The following is a 26,591-nucleotide window of genomic DNA, read 5'->3' as shown; positions in this document are numbered from 1 at the left end:
TCCGCGCCGTGAGCCCGGCGCGTCTGGAGAGCCTCATGCGGGGCCGCGTCATCGTCGATCTCAGGAACATCTTCGATCCCGCGGCGATGCGCGCCGCGGGCTTCAACTACAGTTCCATCGGCCGCGCCCTGCCGCCCGGCTGAACCGCCGAGCAGCCATTCAGGCGCCGATATCGTATTCCGGATGGCGCCCCTTGCGGGGGGACCAGAGTGCGGCACCGCCGTCGATACCCGCCTCGTTCGAGACGAGGGAGACGGAGGTCGGCAGATCAAGCGTCACATGCTTCGAATTGCCGCCGCCGATATAGAGATGGTCGAAATGGGTGAGGCTGCGCAGCAGGGCAATGACCCGCTCCACGCGCTTGTTCCAACGCTTCTTGCCCATCGTCTCGAAAGCCGCGTTCCCGACATAGGTGTCGTACGTGTACTTCTTGTGGATCGGGTGCGTGGAGAGTTCGAGATGGGGCGCGAGCTCTCCATTGTAGAAGATGCCCGTGCCGCAGCCGGTGCCGAGCGTCAGGATGAATTCAAGGCCCTGGCCCTTGATGACGGCCAGGCCCTGCATTTCGGCATCGTTGACGATCTTGGTGGGCACGCCGCCCAGGCGCTGGGAGACCAGGGCTGCGAGATCGACACCGTGCCAAATCTCCTCGCCGAGATGCGGTGCCGTCAGGATGATATTGGCCCGCACCGCGCCCGGAAAGCCAATCGCCACGCGGTCGAAATGCGGCAGCGGCTTCACGAGCGTGGCGATGGCCTCCACCAGCACGCCGGGTGGGGACGGGTGGGGGGTCGGCACCCGCACCTTGTCCGCGATCATCGTGCCGTGGCGGTCGATGACCGAGGCCTTGAGGCCCGTGCCCCCGATATCGATCGAGAGGATGTTCTGCACCGCCGGCTCTTCCGCCGGTGCAGGGGCGTCGGTCAGATCGGCAGCCAAAAGCGGCCCTCCCGTTCCAGAAGCTGATTCGCTTCCTCCGGCCCCGCCGAACCTGCGGCGTAGTTCGGGAAGGCGGCATCATGCGCTGCCCAATCGTCCACCACGGGTTGCACGATTTTCCAGGCGGTCTCCAACTGGTCGGCGCGCTGAAAGAGCGTCGCGTCGCCGATGAAGCAGTCGAAGATCAGCGTCTCATAGCCGGTCGCCGGCGCCTGCTTGAACCAGTCGTCATATTTGAAATCCATGGCGACGCGTTCGAAGGTCAGCGTGGGCCCTGGGCGCTTGGCGTTGAACTGCAGGCGGATGCCTTCCTCCGGCTGGATCGAGATGATCAGCCAGTTGTCGCCCAGCGCATCCACGCGCGTATCGCGGAACATCGCGAAAGGCGCTTCCTTGAAGCGGATCGCGATCTCCGTCTTCCGCTTGCTCATCCGTTTGCCGGTGCGGAGATAGAAGGGCACGCCCGCCCAGCGCCAATTGTCGATGCCGAGCTTCATCGCGACGAAGGTCTCGGTGACGCTGGTATGGGAAACGTCCGGCTCGTCCCGATAGGCTGGAACGGGAGCGTCATTGATTGTCCCAGCCGCATATTGGCCACGCACCGCGTCACCGGGGGACAGTTGGTGCATGGAGGTGAAGACTTCCGCCTTCTTGGCGCGGATGGAATCCGCGTCGAAGGCCGCTGGCGCCTCCATCGCCGTCATCGCGAGGAGCTGGAAGACGTGGTTGGGCACCATGTCCCGCAGCGCGCCGGTGCTTTCGTAGAACTTGCCGCGCCGCTCCACGCCCACGATTTCGGCGACCGTGATCTGCACATGGTCGATTCGGTCCCGGTTCCACAGCGGTTCGAAGAGTCCGTTGGCGAAACGGAGCGCCATGATGTTCTGCACCGTCTCCTTCCCCAGGAAGTGGTCAATCCGGTAGACCTGATTTTCCTTGAGGACCGAGAGCACCTGCTTGTCGAGGGCGATGGCGGAGGCGAGGTCGTGGCCAAAGGGCTTTTCGATGACGACCCGGCGCCAGGAGTCGCCCTCCTCAACGGTCAGGCCGGCGCGGCCGAGATGCTCGACCGTCGGGCCGAAGAATCGCTCGGCCACCGCGAGGTAAAAAAGCACATTGCCGCCGAGGCCCTTTTCGCGGTCGATCTCTTCGAGCTTGTCGCGCAAGGTCTCGAACGCGGCGTCGTCCGACAGGTTGCCCGGCATGTAGCTCATGGAATCGCTGAGACGTTTCCAGGCCTGCTCGTTGATGACCTCGCCCGGTTCCGTGCCCTCGCCGCCCTTCTTGAGCGACGAGATCAGGAAGTCATGCAGCGTTTTCTGCCAGGTCTCGGCGTCCTGCTGCACGAGATCGACGCCGATGACGGCGAAGTTCTTGGGCAGCAGCCCGGAGCAGGAGAGGTTGTAGAGCGCGGGCATGACGAGGCGTTTCGTCAGATCACCCGCGGCACCGAAGATCACCATCGCGCATGGCGGCGCGACGGGGGGTTGGCGCGAGTTCTTGCCCGCCGCGCTCATTCCTTCACCGTCGGCGCTACGCTATGGCCTTCGATATGGCCGCCGAACTTGTTGCGCATCGCGGAGAGCAGCTTTTCGCCGAAGCTGTTGCCGATGCGGGAGCGGAAGCGGGTGAAGAGTGCCGCGGTGAGCACTTCGGCGGAAACCGATTCCTCGATGGCTGCGTTGATGGTCCAACGGCCTTCGCCGGAATCATCGACCTTGCCGGTGAACTCATCGAGGTTCGGGCTCTCGTTGAGGGACATGGCGGTGAGGTCGAGCAGCCAGGAGGAGACGACGCTGCCGCGGCGCCAAACTTCGGCGATATCGCCGAGCTCAAGGGAATAGCGCTCTTCCTCGGGCAGCTTGTCCGAGTCCTTGCCGCGCAGGATGTCGAAGCCTTCGGCATAGGCCTGCATCAGCCCGTATTCGATGCCGTTATGCACCATTTTCACGAAATGGCCGGCACCGGCAGGGCCGGAATGGATATAGCCGTGCTCGGCACGGGTATCGCCCTTGAACTCCGGCGTGCGCTCGATATTGCCGAGGCCGGGGGCGAGGGTGGCAAAGATCGGGTCGAGATGGTCGACGATCGCCTTCTCGCCGCCGATCATCATGCAGTAGCCGCGCTCGACGCCCCAGACACCGCCGGAGGTGCCGACATCGACATAGTGCAGGTCTTTCTCCCGCAGCGCCTTCGCCCGGCGGATGTCGTCCTTATAGAAGGTATTGCCACCGTCGATGATGATGTCGCCCGGCTCCAGGATGGTGGTGAGGGTCTGGATCGTCTTCTCGGTGATGTCGCCGGCGGGCAGCATGACCCAGACTGCGCGGGGCTTGGCCAGAGCCTGAACGAGATCCTTCAGGGAGTGCGCGGGGATCGCCTTCTCCTTGGCGAGGGCATCGACATTCGCGGGATTCACGTCGAAGACCGCGACTTGGTGGCCGTTGTTCATCAGGCGCCGGGCGATGTTGCCGCCCATCCGTCCCAAGCCGATCACACCGAGCTGCATTCGAGCCTCCTCATGGCAATGTTCAGGCGGACGATATCGTGATGAGGGGGCGGAAGCCAGCGCCAGCCAGGGTACAGTTTCGTGTAAATCCGCCAGCCCGGCGCGGAGATGCGCAAAAAGCCGGCGGAGGGACTATTTCGGAGGTCGTACGTTTTGCTGTGGCGCATGGCCCTGCGGTGGGGGATGGGGCGCTGGATGCGGCGCCTGGACATGCGGAGCCGGCCGCGGCGCTTCGGCACGGGGCGCGGGACGCGGTGCCTGAACATGAGGAGCGGGCCTCGGGGCTTCGACATGCGGGGCCGGACGGGGCGCCTGCATTTGCGGTGCCGGTCGTGGTGCCGGTCGCGGCGCCTGGGCATGGGGGGTTGGCTGCGGACGGGGTGCCTGCGGCGCCTGTTGTGGTGCGGGAGCCGGGCGCGCCTGAGGCGCCGGTCGGGGTTGCGGCACATGAGGGGCTTGCGGGGCAGGCCCGTGTTGATCGGGACCGTGGACCTGGCCGGGGCCGTTGCCTGGTCCTTGGGCGGTTCCATGAAATGGGGCCTGCGGCACGCCACTGGGCGGTGCCCCGGCGGGCCGTACACCCGCGGGCCTTGCCTCCCCGGGCTGAGGGCCGCCCGCCTGGGCATTGAGCGGTTGGGCATTGCCGGGATGGGCTTCGACGCGGGGGAGGGGCGGCAGGGCCCGCGGTTGGGGCGCCCCCGGCTGGGGTGCCCCCGGCTGAGCTGCACCCGGCACAGGTGTGCCATGGGCAGGCCCGGCCTGAAAACCCGGCCTTTCGGCGGCATGGGCGACGAGGGGCGGCGGTGCGGGCCGGGCTCCGGGGGCAAAGTGGGCGCCTTGCATTGGCCGGATGGCCGGACCCGGCGCTGGGGCACGCGGGCCGCCGCCGGCCGGGCCTGCTTCCAGATGTTCACGCTGCGCCATGGCGGGGGTCACACCCCAGGTCGCGGCCGTCGGCCGCGGCAGCCCCTGCGGAGCGCCGGGGTGGAACGGCTGAACCCGCGCGCCCTGCGGCAAGGGGCGCGCGACACCCGCGACGGGGCGGGAGTCCAGCATCGCCTCGCGCGGGACGAAAGTGGCACCCCGCCTCGCGAAGTTCTCACCCTGCGGCCCGCGCGGCGCGTTGTTGATCTCGACATTGCGATAGGTGATGCGGTTGTTCACCACGGTCACGTTACGCTGGTAGAACTGGTTGTAATTCTCCACGTAAGGTCGGTTATAGGCGCCAAAATAGCGCGGCGTGACGCGATAGGGCGGGTAGTAGGGATCGCGCAGGCCGAGCGGCGCCCAGCCGATGCTGCCCGAGGCAAAGGCCGCGGCCGTGGCGGCCCCGACGGCCGCGCCCAGGAAGGTCACAAGGGCAGGGGCATAGACGGGCTGGTAATCCGCATAATTCACGCCGGCCGCAGCCGGCGCCGGCACCCAGCCCCAGCGGCCATTGAACTCGGACCAGCGGCCGTAATGGAAGGGCGCGAAGCCCCAAGGTGCGTTGTCCACCCAGGTCCAGCCCCAGGGCTGCACATAGGCCCAGCGTCCGTCGCGGTAGGGGACCCAGGAGGAGGCGACCTGCGGGAACCAGACGGTGCCGGCATCGGGCTCGCTCGACCAGCTGCCGTATTGAGAGAGAACACTTGCCCCGGTCATTGCGGAGACCACGGGCGGCGGTGCCACGTTGGTTGGCGGCGGGGGCGGCGCGATCTGCTGCAGCATGGCTGTCAGGAACTGGTCCTGCTGGAGGGCGCCGAGCTGCGCCTGCACCGGATCGGTGCCCGAGACGACGAGCGTCTGCTGCGCGCCCACGGCCTGCGGCGTGTTCAGGCCGGGGCCGGTGAATTGCGCGGCACCGGTGACTGCCGTGACATAGGTGGGCGTGCTGCTGTCCCCGGCATAGATTTCGTAGCGGCCGTTGCTGGTGATCTGGGCGGTGCCGCGCGGTGTTTCGATCACCACGCTTTGCCCGGGCCGCATCGCGACCAGATTGAGAAAGACCTCGCCCTGCGACAGCACGGCGGTCATGGTGGTCTGGTCAATCTCCTGTGCCGTAAGCTCGGTGCCTCCGTTCAAAGCGATGCGGCTGGCATCCACCATGATCGAGGCCTGGGCCTGCGGTTGAGTCCAGACTGCGTCACCGGTGGCGATCGGATAGTTCTGCGTTGCCGTCGTCCACTGATCCTGGCTCGCGCTATGGAATGAGACCGCACCCGACAGATTGGAAAGCCAACCGACGCGTGCGGGCGGGTCTCCGGCATCCACCGGCTGGGGCGCATCGGCGCCGGGCGGAGCCGGGGGCGCGGCCGTCTGCGCATGGGCGGGGCGGCTCACGGCGAGATCGCCGGCGAGCAGGCCGGCCGTGGCGATGACGGTCGGCAGAAGCGACCATTTGAAGGGCACGCTCATCGGATGACTACCTTGCGGTTCCTCGGTTGGCGATGCCCGTTCTGGGCGGGCTCGCCTTCGGTGGTCCCTATTTGAGGCGGAATCCGGCCCTGCCTTGTGGCAGGAGAAAGGCTCCTGGAAAGTTGATGGCGCGCGGCACGGCGCGCGGGAACGAGAAACGCTCCGGGCCGGCTCAGGCCGCCTGCCAAGACGATACGATTGGGGAACATGCGGGCGAGCCTGGAATCATGCAGAAGGCCGAGAACACCGACGCTGCGCCGCGCGAGATCCGGTTCGCCCCTTGTGTCGTCGTCTCATCCCTGAAACCCGGCGTGCCGCGACGCATCTAGCGCCGGGATGGGCCGCGCAGATGCAATGTCAACCGATCGGGCGGCGGTCTTGACCTCCAGGCTGGCGGATTCCCGCAGAGCCGTGACCCAATCGAGCGTCGAGCGTCGAGCATTCAGCATCGAGCGCCAAGCCATGCGGAAGAAAGGGGGCAGGATCGGCGCGCCGTGGTCAGGCCGCGAGGAGGGCGTGAAAAAGCCCCACTTCGATCCCATCTTCGAGACTGCAGGCATGAATGCCGCGCGATGATCGGAGAGGCTTGGTTATGACCCTGAAACTGTCCCGGCTGGCCCGCGCAAGCCTCGCCAGCGTGGCTGTCGTGGCACTGGGCGGCTGCTACTATCCCTATGGCTCGACCGGCTATGGTTATTCCGGCCAGAGTTATGGCGGGTATGACGCGTACCCAGGCTACACGACCGTCTATCCCGGCGCTCCCGTGATCGTGGGCGGCGGTGGCTATTGGGGCGGGGGCGGGTATGGCCACCCGCCGCCGCCCCCGCCCCCTGGAGGCTGGAACGGGGGCCACCCGCCTCCGGGAGGCTGGAATGGCGGCCATCCGCCGCCGGGCGGTTGGAACGGTGGTGGCGGTCATCCGCCGCCGGGCGGTTGGAACGGCGGGGGCGGCCACCCGCCGCCGGGTGGATGGAACGGTGGTGGCGGTCATCCGCCGCCCCCACCCCCGCCACAGGGCGGTGGCGGCTGGCATGGCGGAGGGGGCGGCAATCCGCCGCCGCCGTCTCAGCGCGGCGGCGCCGGTGGCGGCGAGATTCCCCGGCCGCCCCAGGCCGGGGCGCCGAGCCAACGCGGAGGGAGCGGCAACTAGCCCGGCTTCCCGGCGCTTGCAGGGATGGGCAATCTGCGGTGCAGTATCTTCGGCGAGCGTAACGCTGGGGGGAAGCTGTGCCTGATTTTGATCGTGTCATTCGCGGGGGAGTGATCGTTACGGGAAGCGACACGATCCGCGCCGATATCGGCATCAAGGGCGAGATCGTGGCGGATGTCGGCCTCGACCTGCCGACCGATGGCGCCGAGGTGATCGATGCCGGCGGGCTTCTTGTTCTGCCCGGCGGCGTCGATACCCACTGCCATATCGAGCAGTTGGAGCCGGACGGCTCCTCCTACGAGGACAGTTTCACCCATGCCTCCGCCGCCTGCTTCGCCGGGGGCACGACCAGCGTCATCACCTTCGCGGCCCAGTTCAAGGGGCAGCGGCTCGGGCCGGTGGTCGAGGAATATCACCGGCGCGCCCAGCGCGGCATGGTGGATTACAGCTTCCACCAGATCATCAACGATCCCTCTGATGCTGTGGTAGCCGAGGATATCCCGGCGGTCGTCGCGTCCGGCATCCGCAGCCTGAAAGTCTTCCTGACCTATGACGACGTGCGGGTGGACGACCGGCAGTATCTGCGCGTTTTGGCCGCCGCCCGGCGTGCGGGCGCGCTCGTCACCGTTCACGCCGAGAATTACGACGCCATCGCCTGGTTGACGGAAGCGCTGCTCCGCGCCGGCCTCACCGCGCCGAAATACCATGCCTGGGCGCGGCCGACGGTGATCGAGCGCGAGGCGACGCATCGCGCCATTGCGCTCGCCGAACTCGTCGACCAGCCGATCCAGATCTTCCACGTCTCGGGGCCGGAGCCGGCGGCCGAGATTGCCGCCGCCCGGGCGCGGGGGCTGAAGGTCTGGGGCGAGACCTGCCCGCAATATCTCGTGCTGCAGGCCGCCGACATGGACCGGCCGGGTTTCGAGGGTGCGAAGTTCATCTGCAGTCCGGCGCCCCGCGGGCCAGCCGAGAGTGCGGGCCTGTGGGAGGCGATCCGCGCCGGGACGATTGACGTCATCTCCTCCGACCACAGCGGCCACAGCTTCTACCGGGACGGTGCGGGCAAGCAGAAGAACGGAACCGACGTGCCCTTCACCCGCATTCCGAATGGTGTCCCCGGGCTGGCCGCCCGCTTGCCCATCGTCTTCAGCGAGGGGGTGTCGAAGGGCCGCATCGATGTGCAGACCTTCGTGCGGCTGACGGCGGTGAACCCGGCCAAGCTCTTCGGCCTCTATCCCCGCAAGGGCACCATCGCGCCGGGGGCGGATGCCGATCTCGTGCTCTGGGATGCTGGCCGCGAGGTGACCATCACGAACGACCTCATGCAGCATGCCATCGACTACACGCCCTACGAGGGGCTGAAGGTCACCGGCTGGCCGCGGATGACGCTGGCGCGCGGACGCGTGGTGATGAAAGACGATAGAGTGACGGCCGAGCCTGGCAGTGCGCGCTTCCTGCCGCGGGAGCCTTACGATCTGATCCGGCCAAGCGGCGTGCTGCCCAACGGCTTCGACGCCGCCAGCCTCATGCTGTGAGGCCGAAAGCCTCCGCCAGCAGGGCATAGGAGCGCAACCGCGCGGCATGGTCGTAGAGGATATTGACGACCATGATCTCTTCCGCCCCGTAATCGGCGGCCACCGCTTCCAATCCCGCGCGGACCTCTGCCTTCGTGCCGAGGACCATGCGCCGGGAGCGGGAGACGAGGGCCTGGTCTTCGCCGAGAAAGCGCAGCGCTTCCTCGGGCGAGGGCACCGCGATGAGCTGGCCGCGATGCAGCAGCCGGAAGAGCATGCGGGAGGAAGCGGCGAGCCGCTCGGCCTCCTCATGCGTGTCGGCGGTGATCGACCACACGGCCACCATGACCTTTGGCGTCTCCATGCCGCGCTGCGGATTGGGCTTGAAGGCGAGGCGATAGTGGTTCGCGAGTTCTGCGGCGTTGGGATTGATGAAATCCGCGATGCAATAGGGCAGCCCGAGCTCGGCAGCCCAGGCGGCGCTATCGGGCGAGGTGCCGAGCAGCCAGGGCGCCGGTCTCTCGGCCCCACCCGGAAGGGTTTTCTGCAGATAGGCGAAGGGATGGCTCTCAGGGATGGCGCCGTCGAGATAGCCGAGCAGTTCCGCCAGGGCCTGGGGGAAATCATCCGGTGCGCGCTCGCGCCGGTCTCGCTGCAGCGCATAGGCCGTGCGGCCGTCCGAGCCCGGGGCGCGGCCAAGGCCGAGATCGATGCGGCCCGGGAACATGCCCGCCAGCATGCTGAAAGTCTCGGCCACCTTGAAGGGGCTGTAATGGGGCAGCATGACACCGCCGGTGCCGACCCTGATTCGTTCGGTTGACATCGCGACCGGCCCGATCAGCACCTCGGGGCTTGCGGAGGCGAGGCCGGGGGTCGCGTGATGTTCGGCGATCCAGAAGCGATGGAAGCCCGCCCGGTCTGCGAGGCGCGCAAGGTCGACCACCTGGTGCAGCGCCCGGCCGCCAGTGCCGCCCGCCGCGATGGGAGCCTGGTCGAGAATGCTGATCCGCAGGGGGGAATGTTCGATATTCATCGAACGACACTCTGACGTGCGCCGAACCAAAACTCAACGAACAGCATGGCCGTCAGCCCTGCGTGCCGTGCAGTTCGGGCCAGGTGATTTCCGCCACCGTCCCCATCCGCTCCAGCGCCGGCCGCGCGAAATGAAAGCCTTGCATATAGCGGGCGCCGAGGGCTTGAAGCGTCCGCACTTCCGCCTCGGTTTCAACCCCCTCGAAGATGGCTTCGATCCCGACCTCCTCGCAGAAGCCCAGGACGGCGCGCATCATCGCCTGGTGCATGCGAACTTCCGAAATGCCGGCGACAAGCTGGCGATCCACCTTGATGCTGTCCGGCCGGAGTTCGGACAGTCGCAGCAGGCCAGAATGGCCCGTGCCGTAATCGTCCAGAGCAATCCGGAAGCCGATCTGCCGGTAGGTTTCCACGATGCGGCGCAGATGGCCCGGCGCTGCGACATCCTCCGTCTCGACCATCTCGAACGTCAGTCGATCCAGGGCCAGGCCGCTGCGGTGCGCGGCCGCGAGCGTCGCCTGGATACAGGCAAGCGGCTCATAGACGGCATTGGGCAGAAAATTGATGTTGAGCCGCGCGGGCAGGCCAAGGCGCACGGCGAGTTCGATCGCCTTCGTCCGGCAGGCCTGATCGAAGGCATAGAGCGTGTCGGGCGTCACGGCCGCCAGGATGCTCGCCGCACTTTCCCCGCCCGGGCCCCGGACCAGGGCCTCATGCGCGACGATCCGCTGCTCGGTGATATCGACGATGGGTTGGAAGGCCATTGTGAAGGGGGTCGAAAAGGTCGCGCCGCAGGCGCCGGCGCAGCCGGGTTGTGCGGCGGGCGAGAGGCCGGCGCCTGGGCCTCTGTGTCGGGTGGCCCCGCCTTCTCCGGAATTGTGCACGGCGGACGGCTCCGTTCCCGAACTCATTGGATTGCTATTTAACCGGTAGTGCCCCGAGGACGGGCATGCACAGCTGCGTGAGCGTGAGGCGCGCCCCGGCGCGAATGGCTGCCCGGCGGTCCCGTGCAGCGGCTTTGGCTTGCAATAGCAGGACTGATGCGCGATAGCAGCGCCGTTTCCCGCCCGATTTGTCGGACGGGGAGCAAATTCGCACGCGGGGCGCCTTTCTCGGTCGAAATGGACCGAGTCCGGTGCTTAACGGCTCCGCCCCGCGGAGGGATCAACCGGACGACAGGAAAGGAGCACGCCGATGGCGATGCCCGAATTCACTCTGCGCCAGCTGTTGGAAGCCGGCGTTCACTTTGGTCACCACACCCGCCGCTGGAACCCGGCGATGGCGCCCTATCTCTTCGGCGTCCGCAACCAGGTTCACATCATCGACCTGCAGCAGACCGTGCCGATGCTGGACCGCGCCCTGCGCGCGCTGCGCGACACGACGGCCAATGGCGGCCGTGTGCTTTTCGTCGGCACCAAGCGCGCGGCGGCCGAGCCCGTGGCCGAGGCTGCCCGCCGTTGCGGCCAGTATTACGTCAATCACCGCTGGTTGGGCGGCATGCTCACCAACTGGAAGACGATCACGGCCAGCATCAAGCGTCTGCGCCAGATCGAAGAGCTGGTGGCCGGTGACACCCAGGGCCTGACGAAGAAGGAAGTGCTCGAGATTACGCGCGACCAGGAGAAGTTGGAGCGCGCGCTGGGTGGCATCAAGGAAATGGGCGGCCTGCCCGACATCCTCTTCATCATCGACACCAACAAGGAAAAGCTCGCCGTTCAGGAAGCCAACAAGCTTGGCATCCCGGTTGTTGCCGTCCTCGACAGCAACTCCGATCCGCATGGCGTGACCTATCCGATCCCGGGTAATGACGACGCGATCCGCGCCATCATGCTTTATTGCGACCTTGTCTCCAACGCGGTGCTCGATGGCATCAGCGCCGAGATGGCGGCTTCCGGCCGCGACGTCGGTGCTGCCGAGGAGCTCCCCTCCGCCGTGGTGCCGGCCGAGGACGAGGCCATGGCCGACGTGGCGGTGCCCGTCGAGGGCTGACGCCTTCCGCCAAACACCGGGTGTCGGACGGCGCCCGGTGTTTCGGCTTTATGACGCAAGGCCTTCGGGCCTTCTCTGGATGTTCGGGGCCGATATAAAGGTCCGCCTAGAGAATCAGACGGTGGCGCCGCTCTCCGGCGCTGCCTCATCACACGGAGATCGATGATGGCCGAGATCACAGCCGCGCTGGTGAAAGACCTGCGCGAGAAGAGCGGCGCCGGCATGATGGACTGCAAGAAGGCGCTGAACGAGACGGGTGGCGATCTCGACGCGGCGATTGACTGGCTGCGCAAGAAGGGCCTCTCCGCCGCGGCCAAGAAGTCCGGCCGCGTCGCTGCCGAAGGCCTGATCGGCGTCGCCAGCGCGCCGAACGTTGCCGCCATGGTCGAGGTCAATGCCGAGACCGACTTCGTGGCCCGCAACGAGACCTTCCAGGATTTCGTCGAGACGGTGGCCAAGATCGCGCTCGAGATCGGTGAGGACGTGGAGGCCATCAAGGCCGCCTCGTTCCCGGGCACGAGTCACACGGTTGCCGACCAGTTGACGCAGCTCGTCGCGACGATCGGCGAGAACATGACGATCCGCCGCGCCCGCGTGCTGCGGGTGCCCTCGGGCGTGGTCGCGACCTATGTCCACAGCGCGCTGAAGCCGGGTCTCGGCAAGATCGGCGTGCTGGTCGCCCTCGAAGCTGCGAGCGAACTTGAAGGTTTGGAGACGTTGGGCCGCCAGGTGGGCATGCATGTCGCGGCGACCCGCCCCGATGCGCTCGACATCGATGCGGTCGACCCCGCGGCGCTCGACCGCGAGCGTGCGGTGCTGAGCGAGCAGGCGCGGGCCTCCGGCAAGCCGGAAGCGATCATCGAGAAGATGGTCGATGGCCGTATCCGCAAATACTACGAAGAGGTGGTGCTGCTGGAGCAGGTCTGGGTGCATGACGGCGAGAGCCGCGTGCGCGCCGTGGTGGAGAAGACCGGCGCCAAGCTGGTGGGCTTCACCCGCTTCCAGCTCGGCGAAGGGATTGAGAAGGAAGTCACCGACTTTGCCGCCGAAGTGGCGGCGACGGCCGGCGTCTGATCCGATAAAGCGAGGGGCAAGACGGTGCCGTCGCCCCTCGCAATTTTACGGCCCAGTTGGCCCTGCGCTACCGGTAGGGGCACCTTCGCCGCGGGAACTGATACTTGTGGCGGTTCAGCCCTATCTCTAGGGTGCGGCGGTCTTACCTCGCCGAAGCGATGCGGCAGCCTGTGGCCGCGGTTCACGACAGACTCCCAAGGATAAAATGAACCCTCAGCCTCTCTACAAGCGCGTGTTGCTCAAGCTCTCGGGCGAGGCGCTGATGGGCCCGGGCGAGTACGGCCTCGACTCGAACACGGTGAAGCAGATCGCCCAGGACATTGGTTCCGTCATCGCCATGGGCGTCGAGGTCTGCGTGGTGATCGGCGGCGGCAATATCTTCCGCGGCATGAAGGGGGCGGCCGCCGGCATGGACCGCGCCCAGGCCGACTACATGGGCATGCTGGCGACGGTGATGAACGCGCTTGCCATGCAGAGCGCACTGGAACTTGCGGGGCTGCCGACCCGCGTGCAGTCCGCCATCCCCATGGCCAGTCTGTGCGAGCCCTATATCCGGCGTCGCGCGCAGCGGCATATGGAGAAGGGGCGGATCGTGATCTTCGCGGCAGGTACAGGCAATCCCTTCTTCACGACCGATACGGCGGCCGCACTGCGCGCCGCCGAGATGGGCTGCGAGGCGCTCCTCAAGGGCACCCAGGTCGATGGCGTCTATTCGGCCGACCCGAAGAAGGTGGCGGATGCCAGGCGCTTCGAGACCCTGACCTATCTCGAGGTTCTCTCCCAGGATCTGAGCGTCATGGATGCGGCGGCGATCAGCCTTGCCCGCGAGAGCAAGCTGCCGATCCTGGTCTTCAACCTGCATCGCCCGGGCGCTTTCGCTTCCGCCATGCGCGGCGAGGGTGCCTATACGATCATACGCGACGTTTGACGAAGGAGGGGCCTGTGCCCGCTGACCTGACTTCCCTCAAGCAAGACCTGACCCGTCGCATGGAAGGCGCGGTCGAGACCCTGCGCAAAGACCAAAGCGGCCTGCGCACCGGCCGTGCGAGCCCGGCGCTGCTCGAGCCGATCCGTGTCGAAGCCTATGGCACGATGACCCCGCTGACGCAGGTCGGCACCATCGCCGTGCCGGAGGCCCGGATGATCACGGTCCAGGTCTGGGACCGCAGCCTGGTCAATTCCGTGGTCGCCGCAATCCGCGACTCCGGCCTCGGCCTCAATCCGGGTGCGGACGGCCAGACGGTGCGCGTGCCTATTCCGCAGCTCACCGCTGAGCGTCGCGTGGAGCTTGCCAAGGCCGCCAATCGCTATGCGGAAAGCGCGCGCATCGCCGTGCGGGCTGTGCGGCGCGACGGCATGGAGCAGATCAAGGGTTTCGAAAAGAAGAGCGAAATCAGCAAGGATGAGGCGGAGGACTGGTCGGGTGAGGTGCAGAAGCTCACCGATAGCTACGTCAAGAGAATCGACGAACTCGCGGTCGATAAAGACCGCGAAATCCGCCAGGTGTGAGATCGCCCGTTCATGAACCGCGCCGCGTCCCCTGAAAGGGCCGCCGATTCCCCTGATGCCGCCGAGAGGGTGGTGAGAAACGGGGCAGCCGTGCCGCGGCATGTCGCGCTCATCATGGATGGCAATGGCCGCTGGGCCAAGGCGCGCGGCATGCCGCGCGTCGCCGGCCATCGTGCCGGTGCCAAGGCCGTGCGGCGGTGCATCGAGGCGGCGATTGACCAAGGCGTCGAATGGCTGACGCTCTTCGCCTTCAGTAGCGAGAACTGGCGCCGTCCGGAAGGCGAGGTCATGGAGCTGACCGGTCTGCTGCGCCAGTATCTGCGCAGCGAAGTCGCCGATCTCACGAAGAACGGCGTGCGTTTCCGTGTGATCGGGGATCGCGAACGCTTCTCGCCCGACCTTCGCGCCGAGCTCGAAGCGGCAGAAAGCAAGACCGCGGCGGGCACGCGCCTCAATCTCACGCTCGCCCTGTCTTATGGTGGCCGGTCCGAAATCGTCGCCGCGGCGCGCGCCATGGCGGAAGCCGCGCAGAGTGGCGCCATCGATATCCGGGACCTGGACGAGGAGGGCTTCGCCCGTTTCCTGTCGACCGCCGCCATGCCCGACCCGGACCTTCTGATCCGCACCAGCGGCGAGCGGCGGCTGTCCAACTTCCTGCTTTGGCAATGTGCTTATGCCGAGCTCGTCTTCATGGATGTGCTATGGCCGGATTTCGATGCCGCGCATCTTGCGGCAGCGCTTGCGGAATTCTCCCGGCGTGAACGTCGATACGGTGCGCGTGTCACCTGAGCCCCCGGCGGCCGATCTGCCGGAGCCCAGTAGGGAAGGGGCGGCGAGGCCCATGGTTTCGGCACGGTGGAGCGACCTCGGCAAGCGAGTAGGATCGGCGATGATCCTCGCGCCTTTGGCGCTCGCCTGCCTGTGGTTCGGGCGGGATGCCTGGGCCGTGCTGATCGCGATCGGCGCGGCCGGCTGTGCCGGTGAATGGGTCGGGCTCTGCCGGGCGGATGCGCGCGGCTGGCCTGAAATGCTGCTGCCGCTGGGCATGGTGGCGGTGCCGCTCGTGACCTACGGGCTGGGCGCCGGGCCGGCGATCCTGCTCGCTGTCCTGCTGACGCTCGTCGGCTGGCTGGTCTTCGGCCGGGACTCCCGGGCCGTGTGGCTGACGGCTGGTTTCGTCTATCTGGCGCCCGCCGCCATCGCGCTGGTCGTGCTGCGCCATCACCCGATGGTCGGCCGCTGGGACATGCTCTTTCTGGTGCTGATCATCTGGGCGAGCGACATCGGCGCCTATGTCGTGGGGCGCCTTGTCGGCGGGCCCAAGCTCGCGCCCGCGATCTCGCCGGGCAAGACCTGGTCCGGGGCTTTGGGCGGCCTGGTCGCCGCTTCCCTGGTGGGCGTGGCGGTCGCCTCCGGCGTCAGCGGGCGATTGCCGGTTTTCCATTGCATTATGATATCGATGCTCCTCGGGATTGCCTCCCAGATTGGGGATTTGCTCGAAAGCGGTTTGAAGCGTCATTTCGGGGTCAAGGATTCGGGCCGTTCGATTCCCGGCCATGGCGGTCTGCTCGATCGGCTTGACGGGATGCTGACGGCGGCGCCCATGGCCGCTCTTGTGGCGCTGACGATCGGGGAAGGATTTTGGTTGTGGCAATGAAGACGATCAGCATCCTGGGCAGTACCGGGAGCGTGGGCACGCAGACACTGGACCTCATCCTGGCGGAACCCGACCGTTACCGGGTGCGCGCCTTGGTCGCCGGCCGCAATACGGCCCTTCTGGCCGAACAGGCGCGGGCCTGCCGCCCCGAGATCGCGGTGATCCATGACCGGGCCGGTCTACCGGCGCTCGAGCAGGCGCTCGCCGGCACCGGCATCGCGGTCGCCGGCGGCGCCGATGCGGTGCGCGAGGCGGCGACCCTCACGGCCGACTGGACCATGGCCGCGATCATCGGCATGGCGGGGCTTCATCCGACGCTCGCCGCCATCCGCCGCGGTGGTGCCATCGCCTTCGCCAACAAGGAGGTGCTGGTCTCGGCCGGAGACATCATGATGGATGCGGTGACGGAGGCGGGTGTCCGGCTGCTGCCGGTCGATTCCGAGCACAATGCGATCTTCCAGTGCTGGGAGTCCGCCAATGCCCGCAGCGTCGAGCGGATCATCCTGACGGCCTCGGGCGGGCCCTTCCGCCAGACGAGCCGGGAGGCCATGGCCGCGATCACGCCGGAGGCGGCGTTGAAGCACCCGGTGTGGTCCATGGGCGCCAAGATCACCATCGATTCGGCGACCATGATGAACAAGTCGCTGGAGGTGATCGAGGCCGCGCGGCTTTTCCGCCTGCCGAGTGCCGCGGTCGACGTCCTCGTCCATCCGCAGTCGGTGGTTCATGGCATCGTCTGCTATTCCGACGGCAGCATGCTGGCCCAACTCGGCGCGCCCGACATGCATATCCCGATCGCTCATGCGCTGGGCTGGCCCGAGCGGCTGACGACCTGTGCCAAGCGGCTGGATTTCGCGGCGCTGGCCCGGATGGACTTCATGGAGCCCGATGCCGAGCGTTTCCCGGCCCTGCGTCTGGCACGCGAGGTGCTGGAGGCCGGCGGCGGCGCCCCCGCCATCATGAATGCCGCGAACGAGGTGGCGGTCGCCGCCTTCCTCGCCCGGCGCATCGGCTTTCTCGACATCGTGGGCACGGTGGAAGCCGTGCTGAACGACATGGGCCCGCTGCCTGCCCCGGATCTCGACGCCATCATCGCGATTGATGCCGCCGCTCGGCAGGCCGCCGATGCTCTGATATTGTCACGTGCCGCCTGATCGGTCAGGCCAAGGGTAGAAGCCAGGATTATGCACGACCTCGTCAGCCTGCTCCGGACCATCGTTTCCTTCGCCGTCGTCCTCGGCGTGCTCGTCTTCGTTCACGAGATGGGCCACTACCTCGCCGCCCGCTGGCGCGGCGTGCATGTGGAGACTTTCTCGATCGGCTTCGGGCAGGCGATCGCGCGTTGGACGGACAAGCGCGGCACGGTCTGGAAACTCGCCTGGATTCCCTTGGGCGGCTACGTCAAGTTGCACGGCCAGGAACGGCCCGATCTCGTGCCGGAGGAGGAGCGCGCCGCCTGGCAGCCAGGCCGGACCTTCCACGAAAAATCCGTCTGGTCGCGCATGATCGTCATCGCCGCCGGGCCGATCGCCAATTTCATCCTCGCAGCCGTGCTGTTCATCGGTCTCTTCATGGTGGTGGGCAAGCCGATCGCCGAGCCGGTGATCGGCCAGATCGTCCCGGGCTCCGCTGCCTCCCAGGTGAAGCTCCAGCCCGGTGACGTGATCACCAATGTCGGCGGCGTTGCGGTGAAGAATTTCACCCAGATCCAGCGTCAGGTAGCACCCAATCCCGGCAAGGATATCGGGTTGAGCGTCGAACGCGGCGGCAACCTCGTCATCTTCCGCGTCAAGATCGGCAGCACTCCGGACGGCCATGGCGGCGCGCGCGGCGTGCTCGGCATCGTTGAGGGGCCGCCGCATTTCAAGCGCCTTTCGCCCCAGGAGGCGGTGGTGCAGGGAGCGGTGGAGACCTGGACGGTCACCCGCCAGACCCTCGATGGACTGTGGCAGATCGCGGCCCACCGCACCGGTCTCAACGAACTCGGTGGCCCACTCCGGATCGCCTCGCTCTCCGGTCAGGTCGCGGCCATGGGGATCGCCAGCCTCGTCTCCTTTATCGCCGTGCTCTCGGTCAATCTTGGATTGATCAATCTTTTCCCCATCCCCGTGCTGGATGGTGGCCACCTGCTATTCTACATCGCGGAGATCATCCGCGGCCGGCCGATCTCCCCCAAGGCCCAGGAATACGGCTTCCGCGCGGGTTTCGCCCTGCTCCTCTGCCTCTTCGTTTTCGCGACCTGGAACGACGTCAACCAGTTGGGTTTCGTCCGCTGGGTGACGCATCTCGCTGGATGACGTAAGGAATGCCCGGCGTTGCGATGAGAAAGACCTTGCCGCGACGCTGGGGGCTGAGATAGGGCAAAGCCGCCGGACGCCATTGCCGTCCGGTCCGTCGGCCAAGACGGAAGTGCCACGCGTTGTCTCCGCTTCCAGGCGGAGTTAATCGCTCTCGACGGCGGAGCGTCCGATGGTCGGCCCGCTTGAGTTTTTGCCCGCCTGCCGATCGGGCTGGTTCTGCTGACCGGCAAATGCCGGAATTGAGGGAGACGCGTTCTTTGCTTCGCACCCGCGCTGCGCTGCTCGCAACAGCCTGCCTACTGCCTGCGCTCGTCCCCGGAGCGGCCTCGTCGCAGACGCTGAAACCTCACCACGCCAAAACGGGGCAGCCCGCTGCGGGCCCGGCCGAGACCGGCGACACGATCCATGCGGTCGAGGTCAAGGGTAATCGCCGCATCGAAGCCGGCACCATCGAATCCTACATGCTGCTGGGCCCGGGGGACCCGTTCGACTCCCGCCGCATCGACCAGAGCCTGAAGACGCTATACGCCACCGGCCTGTTCCAGAATGTCTCGATCAGCCGGGTCGGCAATGACCTCGTCGTTGACGTCGCCGAAAATCCGGTCATCGCCCAGGTCGCCTTCGAGGGGAACCATCAGCTCGTCAACAAGGATCTGGCGGCCGTCGTCTCGCTTCGCGCGAACTCCGTCTACACGCCGCAGGCGGCGGAGCAGGACCGACAGGCGATCCTGAACGCCTATGCCCAGAAGGGCTATTACTCGACCACGGTTGTGCCGCAAATCATCAAGCTGCCGGAAAACCGGGTCAATCTCGTCTTCAAGATCCATGACGGCAAGGCGACGTTCATCAGCCGCATCGCTTTCGTGGGTAACAAGCATTTCAGCCAGAGCACGCTGCGCGAAGCCATCAGCAGCCGCGAAAGCGCCTGGTGGCGCTTCCTCTCGTCTTCCGATTCCTATGATCCCCAGCGCGTCGGTCTCGATCAGGATCTCCTCAAGCGCTTCTATTTCCGCAGCGGCTATCCGGACTTCCAGATCCTCAATACCGAGGCGGAACTAGCCCCCGACCGCTCCTCCTTCTATCTGACCTTCGTGTTGGACGAAGGCCCGCGCTACCGTATCGGCAAAGTCACGATCGTCTCCCATCTCCATAATCTGGACGGGAATTCGGTGAAGGGCGATCTGCAGCTCGCCTCTGGAGACTGGTACAACGGCGACGCCATCACCAATAGCGTCCAGGCGATCACGAGCGACGTTCAGGGCCGTGGCTACGCCTTCATGCAGGTCAAGCCGATCGAGAAGAAGCGGGTCAACAAGCAGGGCCAGCACGTCGTCGACCTGACCTTCGAAATCACCGAAGGGCCGCGCGTCTTCCTCGAGCGCATCAACATCACCGGCAATAGCCGCACCGAGGACAAGGTCATCCGCCGCGAATTCCAGATCGCGGAAGGTGACGCGTTCAATGCGGAGAAGATCAAGCAATCCCGCCTGCGGCTGCAGGAGCTGCAGTATTTCAAGAACGTCGACATGAGCACACAGCCCGGCTCGGCGCCGGACAAGATCGTGCTGACGACAGCCGTGCAGGAACAGGCGACCGGCTCCTTCACCATCGGCGGCGGCTACTCGACCGACGACGGCGCCCTCGTCAACCTTGGCCTCAGTGAAAAGAACCTGATCGGCACCGGCATCGATGCCGGCATCACCGGTGTGCTCGCCCAGCGCGCGAGCCAGATCGACCTCTCGGTGACCGATCCCTACTTCCTCGACCGCAATCTCATGCTGGGCGGCGAGATCTTCGATACCACGAACAACAACCTCGACATCTCGCAATACGAGGAACAGCGGCTCGGCTTCACGATCCGCACCGGCTATGCGTTCAACAACTACCTCTCGCAGACGGAGAGCTACTCGCTCGTCGATCGTGACGTTTACAACGTCGAATCGACCGCCAGTATCTACGTCAAGAACGAAGAGGGCTGGTCGCTTCTGTCCCAGGTCGGGCAGACCCTGACGCTGGATCATCGCGACAGCTCGCTCGATCCGCACAAGGGCTATATCATCCGCCTGGGCACGGATGTCGCCGGTATCGGCGGCAACTCGAAATATGTCCGCTTCAAGCTCGATGCCGGCTACTATATTCCGCTTGACTACTTCACCGGCAACAGCGACTGGACGCTCGCGCTGCGCGCCGGCGGCGGCTATCTCTATCGCTACGGCGGCAACTACTACCTCATCGACAACTTCTTCCTTGGCGGTGAGAACATGCGCGGCTTCGAGCAGGGCGGCGCCGGACCTCACGATACCGCGACCGGCGACAGTCTGGGCGGTGACACCATCGCGACCGGCACCGTCGAGCTCCACTTCCCGCTGCCGATCTCGAAGGATATCGGGCTCACGGGCCGCGTCTTCTCCGACATCGGCACGCTGTTCGGCGCGACGGATACTTTCGGTGACGTTTACGACAACAAGTCGCCGCGCGTGTCGGTCGGCGTGGGCTTCTCCTGGAACACCCCCTTCGGTCTGATCAACATCGATCTTGCCGATCCGATCGTGAAGTACAGATACGACCAGACCCAGGTGTTCCGCTTCGGCTTCGGCACGAACTTCTAGCTTCATCCCCGCTTCGGTAAGGTAAAAGTTCCTTTGCGACACGTCTCCCGTTCTCTCGCGGCCGCTGCGGTGGCACTGATCTTCGTACCCGGGGCGGTCCTCGCCCAGAGCTCTCAGCCGGGCTGGTTCGTTCCGGGGCAGGCGAAAGGGAGCGCGCATGCGGCTTCCAAGGCCCATGCCAGCGGCGCTCCGGCGAAGATACCCGATCTCGGACCGCCCATCCCGGCGGCGCCCAAACCTGACCCTGCCGCCGAGAAGGCGGCCGAGGCCCAGGCCAATGCGCCGATCCCGAAGCTGCCGGATCTCATGAAGGAGAGCCCGCCCCCCACGCCCGTGATCGGCGTGATCGGCGTGCCCGACGTGCTGCAGGCCTCGACCGCCGCGCAGGGCGTGCAGAAGGAAATCGAAAAGCGCCGCTCCGAACTCACCGACGAGGTGAAGAAGGAGCAGGATCTGTGGCGCCGCGTGCAGGCGGCGCTCGCCAGCCCGAATGCACATCTGAGCCAGGACGAGCTGCGCAAGCGCGAACTCGCCCTGCAGCAGCGCATCGCGACCTCTCAGCTCGCCTTCCGCAACCATGAGGCGCGTATCCAGGCGGCGGCGCAGGTGTCCCTCGGCCAGATCGAGCGCACCCTCATCGCCGTAATCCGTCAGGTCGCGAACAGCCGCGGCATGAACCTCGTTCTGCACCGCGCCCAGGTGGCGTTGAACCAGAACGGCTTCGACATCACGGATGAGGTGACGAAGCAGCTTAACCAGGTCATGCCCTCGGTCCAGGTTCCGCCGGATGCCGCTTTCGCCAAGGTGACGGCAGCTTCGCTGCAGGATCAGCAGCAGGGCAGTCAGCCGCCGCTTGGCCAGTAACAGGAGCTGACAGGTTTGGCTCAGCCTATCATAGGGGATCCGCGCTTCTTCCTGCGCGCGGGTCCCTTTCCGCTTACTGTGATCCTGGAGAGGATCGGGCTGTCGGCGGAAGGTCTCCCGGTCGAGCGTGTGTTTACCGGCATTGCGCCGCTGCAGACGGCGGGGCCTGGAGAGATCAGCTTTCTCACCAACAAGAAATACCTGGAAACGCTGGCCTCGACCAAGGCTGGGGCCGTTATTCTCGACCCGGGCTTGGTCCGCCATGTGCCCGCAGGAACGGTGGCACTTGCGGCAGCCCGGCCGATGACGGCCTGGGCGCATGTTGCCGGCCTTTTCCACCCTCCGGCACCCGTGTCTGCTGGCATCCATCCGACGGCGGTGGTCGACCCTTCGGCCCAGATTTCGCCCGAAGCTGAGATCGGTCCCTATTGTGTGGTGGGGGCCCGGGCCGAGATCGGCCCAGGCTGCCGGATCGGCCCCCTCGTCTCGATTGGGGATGGCGTCCGCGTCGGGCAGGATACGCGGATCGGCTCCCACGCATCGGTCAGCCATGCCCTGATCGGTGCCCGCGTCTTTCTTTTTCCGGGCGTGCGGATCGGCCAGGAAGGATTCGGTTTCGATCCCCATCCGACGGACCGGGGATTCACCAGCATTCCGCAACTCGGACGGGTGGTGATCGAGGACGACGTCGAGATCGGGGCGAATACCATGATCGACCGTGGCTCGTCCCAGGATACCATCATCGGCGCAGGCTCGCGTCTCGACAATGCCGTGCAGATCGCCCATAACGTGCGCCTTGGCCGGTGCTGTGTCATTGTGTCCCAGGTTGGAATTTCTGGATCGACGACGCTGGGCGACTATGTGACCCTCGCGGGCCAGGCGGGGGTGGCGGGCCATATCCATATCGGTGATGGCGCTCGGATTGGTGCACAGGCGGGCGTGATGGCGGATGTCTCCCCGCGCGCGAGCGTGGTCGGGAGTCCGGCCGAGCCAGTGAAAGAGTTCTTTAGGCAGGTGGCGTTCCTGCGCCGGATGATGCGGCGCGAGGATGCGGCAAAACATTAATTAGGGCGGATGCAGGCCTGGGCTAATGGATGCAGAGACTGATCACGGTCACGGTTTGACCACCGAGACCCCCGAAAAGCTGGTTGTTGACATTGCGGGCATCATGCTCGCGATCCCTCATCGCTATCCCTTCCTTCTGATCGACCGCGTCGTCGACCTCATCAAGAACGTGTCGGCGATCGGCATCAAGAACGTGTCGATCAACGAGGGACTCTTTCAGGGTCATTTCCCCGGCCATCCGGTGATGCCGGGCGTGCTCATCATCGAAAGCATGGCGCAGACTGCGGCGGTGCTGGTGGTCGAGACGCTGGGGCCAGAATCACGCGGCAAGGTCGTTTATTTCATGTCGGTAGAGAATGCCAAGTTCCGCCGGCCCGTTGTGCCAGGCGACCAGATGCACGTGCATGTGACGAAGCAGCGCAACCGCGGCAATGTCTGGAAATTCGAGGCCGTGGTGCGGGTCGACGGCGCCGCCGTCGCTGAGGCTTCCTTCGCCGCCATGATCATGGATCGCGTCGCATCGTGACATCCATCCATCCGGCGGCCATCGTCGAGGACGGTGCCCGTCTTGGCCACGGGGTTCAGATCGGTCCGTGGTGCCATGTCGGCCCGAACGTCATCCTGGAAGACGGGGTCCGCCTTGTCTCCCATGTTGTGGTGGACGGCCATACCCGGATCGGCGCCGGAACCATGCTCTATCCCTATGCGAGCGTCGGCCTGCCGCCTCAGGACCTGAAATACAAGGGTGAGCCGACGCGCTGCGAAATTGGCGCCGGCAGCCAGATCCGCGAGCATTGCACCATTCACCGGGGTACCGCGACGGGCACGGGCATCACCCGCATCGGGGCGAAATGCCTGCTGATGGCGGTGGTGCATGTTGCCCATGACTGCGCGCTTGGCGAGGGCGTGATCATCGCGAACAACGTCGTCATGGGCGGCCACGTGACGATCCACGATAATGCGGTCATTGGTGGCAGCGCTGCCATCCATCAATTCGTCCGCATCGGGCACGGCGCGATGGTGGGCGGCGTCTCCGGCGTCGAGGCGGATGTCATCCCTTATGGTCTCGTCATGGGCAACCGCGCCCGGCTCGCTGGCCTCAACATTGTGGGACTGCGGCGCCGGGGGCTGGATCCGGCGGCGATCCGCCGGCTGCGGGCAGCCTTCCGTCTGCTTTTCAGCCATGAGGGCGTCTTCGCGGTGCGTCTTGCCGAGGCGAGGGCGCGCTATGGCGAGGACCCGATGGTGGCGGAGATCCTCGGCTTCATCGACGCGCCGAGCAAACGTGGCCTCATTCGCCGCAGTAGTCGCGCCGTCGAGACCGACGACGCATCCTGACCCCGCGCCGATGCCGTCGACGCTCGGTATCATCGCCGGCAGCGGCCCACTTCCCGCCCAGGTCGCGCGGGCGGCGGAGGCTGCCGGCCGGCGGGTCTTCATCATCGGCCTCGAAGGCCATGCCGAGCCTGCAGTTCTGGCGCCTTTCCCCCATGCCTTTCTGCGCTTCGGGGGCGCCGTGCGCATCATCTCCCTTCTCAAGGAACAGGGCTGCGAAGACCTTGTCCTCGTCGGTCCGGTGCGGCGTCCGTCTTTTCGTGATCTGCGCCCCGATGCCGAGGGGCTGAAGCTGCTCGCCCGCATTGGCCGTGCCGCCTTCCTGGGCGATGATGGTCTCCTGCGTGCCGTGATCCGCGTGCTGGGCGAAGAGGGATTTCGCGTCATCGGCGCGCACGAGATTCTGGGCGGGCTGGTCGGCCGCTCCGGGTTGCTCACGAAAACGGCGCCCGACGATCAGGCAAAGGCCGACATCGCGCGGGGCATCGCCGTCTGCCGTGCGCTTGGGATGGCCGATGTCGGCCAGGGCTGCGTCGTGCAATCCGGCATCGTCCTCGCGGTCGAGGCGGTGGAGGGGACCGATGCAATGCTTGGCCGCTGCGGCGCTCTCGCCTGGCCCGGGCCGGGCGGCGTTCTCGTCAAGCTCGTCAAGCCTGGGCAAGAGCGGCGGGCCGATCTGCCGACGATCGGCGAGGAGACCGTGCGGGGCGCGATTTCCGCCGGCCTCAGGGGGATCGCCTTTGAAGGCGGCGGCACGCTGATCGCCGATCGGGACCGCATGGTGGCGGCGGCCGATGCCGCCGGCTTCTTCGTGCTCGGCCTGGGGCCCGAGGCGCTGAAGGGCTGAGCGGCCACGCTCCTTCACGAAACTGATATGTTAGTCTTGCCGCCGCTGGGTTGGAATCGGGCGCGCCCGGGCGCAATCTCCCCCTGACTGCCCCGTGAGGGTTTCGCCTCGCAGGATCGGCGTCAGACTGAGGAAAAAATCAATGAGCGATAAGTTCTCCTATCTCCATACCATGCTGCGCGTGGGCGACCTCGAGCGGAGTGTGGGCTTCTATACCAAGTATCTCGGCATGAAGGAGCTTCGCCGCTCGGACGTGCCGGACGGCAAATATACCCTCGCCTTCGTGGGCTATGGCGGCGAGGACAGCCATACCGTGCTGGAACTCACCTATAACTATGGGGTCGAGAGCTATGAGATCGGCTCCGCCTTCGGCCATCTCGCCTTGGGCGTCCCCGACATCTATGGGACGTGCGAGGAGCTGCGCGCGGCTGGGGTGAAGATCACCCGCGAGCCGGGCCCGGTGAAGTTCGGGACGACCGTGATCGCCTTCATCGAGGATCCGGACGGATACAAGATCGAGCTGATCGAGCGAAAATAGCACCCAGTGGAGGGGCCGGTCAGCACCGGCCCCTCCATCGTTTCAGCGTCGGGCGGTAAGGCGCGATTCCTAAAGCAAACCCAGGGAGCACGAGTCCTGCCCAGGGTTGCCAAGCTTCACGATTCCGCTTGAGTTAAATTTTTTTCCACATTCGACCCTAGAATTGACCTAGCATTTGCCTGGGGTTCAGGGACCGATGCCCTCGCGGCGCCCCTGTCAAGCACAAGATGTGGTTGCTCCCCTCCCGGGTTCCCTACTAGATTTGGTTAACGACGCGGTCAGCCGACCGGCCGACTTCTCCATAATCCGGACCTTCCTGGCAGAGGATCATTGCATGCGCTTCGAACGCGAACTGACGGCTGACGCAGACGGCCGTTACGGCGATATTGAGTTCGTTCGGGCGACGAGCGAGATCCGCAACCCCGACGGATCCGTCATCTTCCGTCTCGCCGATATTGAAGTGCCGAAGGCCTGGTCGCAGGTGGCCTCGGATGTCCTCGCCCAGAAGTATTTTCGCAAAGCCGGAATCCCTGCCGCCCTGAAGGCGGTGGACGAGGCGGGGGTGCCCGCCTGGCTGCGCCGCCACGAGCCCGACTTGGACGCGCTTGCGAAGCTGCCGGAGGCCGAGCGCACTGTCGGAGAGACCCGCGCCCAGCAGGTCTTCGACCGTCTCGCCGGCACCTGGACCTATTGGGGCTGGAAGCACGGCTATTTCGACACCGAGGCCGATGCCCGCAGCTTTCGCGACGAGCTGTGCTTCATGCTGGCGCGCCAGATGGCGGCCCCGAACTCCCCGCAGTGGTTCAACACCGGCCTGCATTGGGCTTACGGCATCGACGGCCCGGCCCAGGGCCATTTCTATGTCGACCCCAAGACCGGCCAGGTCGTGGAATCGCAGAGCGCCTACGAGCACCCGCAGCCGCATGCCTGCTTCATCCAGTCGGTGGCCGACGACCTCGTCAACGAGGGTGGCATCATGGACCTCTGGGTGCGTGAGGCGCGGCTGTTCAAATACGGGTCGGGCACCGGCTCCAATTTCTCCAAGCTGCGTGGCGATGGCGAGCGCCTTTCGGGCGGTGGCCGTTCCTCCGGCCTCATGAGCTTCCTCAAAATCGGTGACCGCGCCGCCGGCGCCATCAAGTCCGGCGGCACCACGCGCCGCGCGGCCAAGATGGTGACGGTCGATGTCGACCATCCCGACATTGAAGCCTTCATCGACTGGAAGGTGATCGAGGAGCAGAAGGTCGCGGCCCTCGTTTCCGG

General features: G+C 66.0%; 25 protein-coding genes and 2 pseudogenes. 21 read left to right on the top strand and 6 right to left on the bottom strand.

What is annotated here, in order from left to right:
- Window positions 1–143 (top strand): annotated as a pseudogene (locus VL752_RS06235) (UDP-glucose 6-dehydrogenase); the annotation flags it as partial.
- 16 nt (window positions 144–159) lie between these two features.
- Here VL752_RS06235 and VL752_RS06230 read toward each other — a convergent pair.
- The 4 genes from VL752_RS06230 to VL752_RS06215 all read right to left on the bottom strand — a co-directional run bounded on the left by VL752_RS06230 (window position 160) and on the right by VL752_RS06215 (window position 5,845).
- Window positions 160–939 carry an ROK family protein gene (locus VL752_RS06230; RefSeq protein WP_325353235.1) on the bottom strand — a complete coding sequence of 260 codons (780 nt, stop codon included), beginning with the start codon at window positions 937–939 and terminating at the stop codon, window positions 160–162.
- The gene (gene zwf / locus VL752_RS06225) at window positions 924–2,456 is read right to left on the bottom strand and encodes a glucose-6-phosphate dehydrogenase (protein WP_325353233.1); all 1,533 of its coding nucleotides are present in this window, start codon (window positions 2,454–2,456) and stop codon (window positions 924–926) included. Before zwf ends, VL752_RS06230 begins: the two co-directional genes overlap by 16 nt.
- On the bottom strand, window positions 2,453–3,508 hold the full coding sequence (gene gnd / locus VL752_RS06220; protein ID WP_325353243.1) for a phosphogluconate dehydrogenase (NAD(+)-dependent, decarboxylating): 1,056 nt from the start codon (window positions 3,506–3,508) through the stop codon (window positions 2,453–2,455). The genes zwf and gnd overlap by 4 nt, the downstream gene beginning before the upstream one ends.
- A gap of 72 nt (window positions 3,509–3,580) precedes the next feature.
- Complete coding sequence (locus VL752_RS06215; RefSeq protein WP_325353231.1) at window positions 3,581–5,845, bottom strand: DUF6600 domain-containing protein; 2,265 nt, start codon at window positions 5,843–5,845, stop codon at window positions 3,581–3,583.
- 125 nt (window positions 5,846–5,970) lie between these two features.
- Between VL752_RS06215 and VL752_RS06210 the strand changes: the two genes are divergently transcribed.
- From VL752_RS06210 to hydA, 4 genes are all read left to right on the top strand, one after another.
- Window positions 5,971–6,174, top strand: coding sequence for a hypothetical protein (locus VL752_RS06210; RefSeq protein ID WP_325353229.1), 204 nt, complete (start codon window positions 5,971–5,973; stop codon window positions 6,172–6,174).
- A gap of 82 nt (window positions 6,175–6,256) precedes the next feature.
- Complete coding sequence (locus VL752_RS06205; protein WP_325353228.1) at window positions 6,257–6,421, top strand: hypothetical protein; 165 nt, start codon at window positions 6,257–6,259, stop codon at window positions 6,419–6,421.
- A gap of 16 nt (window positions 6,422–6,437) precedes the next feature.
- Window positions 6,438–6,995, top strand: coding sequence for a hypothetical protein (locus tag VL752_RS06200; RefSeq protein WP_325353226.1), 558 nt, complete (start codon window positions 6,438–6,440; stop codon window positions 6,993–6,995).
- A 77-nt stretch (window positions 6,996–7,072) separates the two neighbouring features.
- Window positions 7,073–8,530 carry a dihydropyrimidinase gene (hydA, locus tag VL752_RS06195; RefSeq protein ID WP_325353225.1) on the top strand — a complete coding sequence of 486 codons (1,458 nt, stop codon included), beginning with the start codon at window positions 7,073–7,075 and terminating at the stop codon, window positions 8,528–8,530.
- Here the strand turns inward: hydA and VL752_RS06190 are convergent.
- Together VL752_RS06190 and VL752_RS06185 are read right to left on the bottom strand one after the other, a co-directional pair.
- A complete protein-coding gene (locus VL752_RS06190; protein ID WP_325353223.1) occupies window positions 8,520–9,542 on the bottom strand; it encodes an LLM class flavin-dependent oxidoreductase in 1,023 nt (340 codons plus the stop codon). The genes hydA and VL752_RS06190 overlap by 11 nt on opposite strands.
- A 52-nt stretch (window positions 9,543–9,594) precedes the next feature.
- Window positions 9,595–10,425, bottom strand: a complete 831-nt coding sequence (locus VL752_RS06185) for an EAL domain-containing protein (RefSeq protein ID WP_325353221.1) — start codon at window positions 10,423–10,425, stop codon at window positions 9,595–9,597.
- Between the two features lie 310 nt (window positions 10,426–10,735).
- Between VL752_RS06185 and rpsB the strand changes: the two genes are divergently transcribed.
- From rpsB to VL752_RS06105, 16 genes and pseudogenes are all read left to right on the top strand, one after another.
- Entirely contained in the window at window positions 10,736–11,530 is a 795-nt protein-coding gene (rpsB, locus tag VL752_RS06180) for a 30S ribosomal protein S2 (RefSeq protein ID WP_325353219.1), read from the top strand.
- 165 nt (window positions 11,531–11,695) lie between these two features.
- A complete protein-coding gene (tsf, locus tag VL752_RS06175; RefSeq protein WP_325353217.1) occupies window positions 11,696–12,604 on the top strand; it encodes a translation elongation factor Ts in 909 nt (302 codons plus the stop codon).
- A 205-nt stretch (window positions 12,605–12,809) separates the two neighbouring features.
- A complete protein-coding gene (gene pyrH / locus VL752_RS06170; protein WP_325353215.1) occupies window positions 12,810–13,532 on the top strand; it encodes a UMP kinase in 723 nt (240 codons plus the stop codon).
- A gap of 14 nt (window positions 13,533–13,546) precedes the next feature.
- Window positions 13,547–14,113 (top strand): ribosome recycling factor, encoded by a 567-nt coding sequence (frr, locus tag VL752_RS06165; protein WP_325353213.1) that lies wholly within the window; start codon window positions 13,547–13,549, stop codon window positions 14,111–14,113.
- A gap of 114 nt (window positions 14,114–14,227) precedes the next feature.
- The gene (uppS, locus tag VL752_RS06160; protein ID WP_325353241.1) at window positions 14,228–14,902 is read left to right on the top strand and encodes a polyprenyl diphosphate synthase; all 675 of its coding nucleotides are present in this window, start codon (window positions 14,228–14,230) and stop codon (window positions 14,900–14,902) included.
- Window positions 14,871–15,770, top strand: coding sequence for a phosphatidate cytidylyltransferase (locus tag VL752_RS06155; protein ID WP_325353212.1), 900 nt, complete (start codon window positions 14,871–14,873; stop codon window positions 15,768–15,770). The genes uppS and VL752_RS06155 overlap by 32 nt, the downstream gene beginning before the upstream one ends.
- Window positions 15,767–16,924 carry a 1-deoxy-D-xylulose-5-phosphate reductoisomerase gene (locus tag VL752_RS06150; RefSeq protein ID WP_325353239.1) on the top strand — a complete coding sequence of 386 codons (1,158 nt, stop codon included), beginning with the start codon at window positions 15,767–15,769 and terminating at the stop codon, window positions 16,922–16,924. The genes VL752_RS06155 and VL752_RS06150 overlap by 4 nt, the downstream gene beginning before the upstream one ends.
- Before the next feature lie 30 nt (window positions 16,925–16,954).
- The gene (rseP, locus tag VL752_RS06145; RefSeq protein WP_325353210.1) at window positions 16,955–18,067 is read left to right on the top strand and encodes an RIP metalloprotease RseP; all 1,113 of its coding nucleotides are present in this window, start codon (window positions 16,955–16,957) and stop codon (window positions 18,065–18,067) included.
- A 260-nt stretch (window positions 18,068–18,327) separates the two neighbouring features.
- A complete protein-coding gene (gene bamA / locus VL752_RS06140; protein WP_325353208.1) occupies window positions 18,328–20,679 on the top strand; it encodes an outer membrane protein assembly factor BamA in 2,352 nt (783 codons plus the stop codon).
- Window positions 20,680–20,712: 33 nt separating this feature from the next.
- The gene (locus VL752_RS06135) at window positions 20,713–21,543 is read left to right on the top strand and encodes an OmpH family outer membrane protein (protein ID WP_325353206.1); all 831 of its coding nucleotides are present in this window, start codon (window positions 20,713–20,715) and stop codon (window positions 21,541–21,543) included.
- A gap of 6 nt (window positions 21,544–21,549) precedes the next feature.
- On the top strand, window positions 21,550–22,608 hold the full coding sequence (gene lpxD / locus VL752_RS06130) for a UDP-3-O-(3-hydroxymyristoyl)glucosamine N-acyltransferase (RefSeq protein ID WP_325353237.1): 1,059 nt from the start codon (window positions 21,550–21,552) through the stop codon (window positions 22,606–22,608).
- A 25-nt stretch (window positions 22,609–22,633) separates the two neighbouring features.
- Entirely contained in the window at window positions 22,634–23,134 is a 501-nt protein-coding gene (gene fabZ / locus VL752_RS06125; protein ID WP_325353204.1) for a 3-hydroxyacyl-ACP dehydratase FabZ, read from the top strand.
- Complete coding sequence (lpxA, locus tag VL752_RS06120) at window positions 23,131–23,946, top strand: acyl-ACP--UDP-N-acetylglucosamine O-acyltransferase (protein ID WP_325353202.1); 816 nt, start codon at window positions 23,131–23,133, stop codon at window positions 23,944–23,946. Before fabZ ends, lpxA begins: the two co-directional genes overlap by 4 nt.
- Window positions 23,947–23,956: 10 nt before the next feature.
- A complete protein-coding gene (locus tag VL752_RS06115; RefSeq protein WP_325353200.1) occupies window positions 23,957–24,790 on the top strand; it encodes an LpxI family protein in 834 nt (277 codons plus the stop codon).
- A gap of 142 nt (window positions 24,791–24,932) precedes the next feature.
- Window positions 24,933–25,328 (top strand): lactoylglutathione lyase, encoded by a 396-nt coding sequence (gene gloA / locus VL752_RS06110; protein WP_325353198.1) that lies wholly within the window; start codon window positions 24,933–24,935, stop codon window positions 25,326–25,328.
- Between the two features lie 334 nt (window positions 25,329–25,662).
- Window positions 25,663–26,591, top strand: a pseudogene (locus VL752_RS06105) (hypothetical protein); the annotation flags it as partial.

Source organism: Acidisoma sp. (assembly GCF_035492295.1).
Classification (GTDB): Bacteria; Pseudomonadota; Alphaproteobacteria; order Acetobacterales; family Acetobacteraceae; genus Acidisoma.
This window is presented reverse-complemented; position numbering and strand designations above follow the sequence as displayed.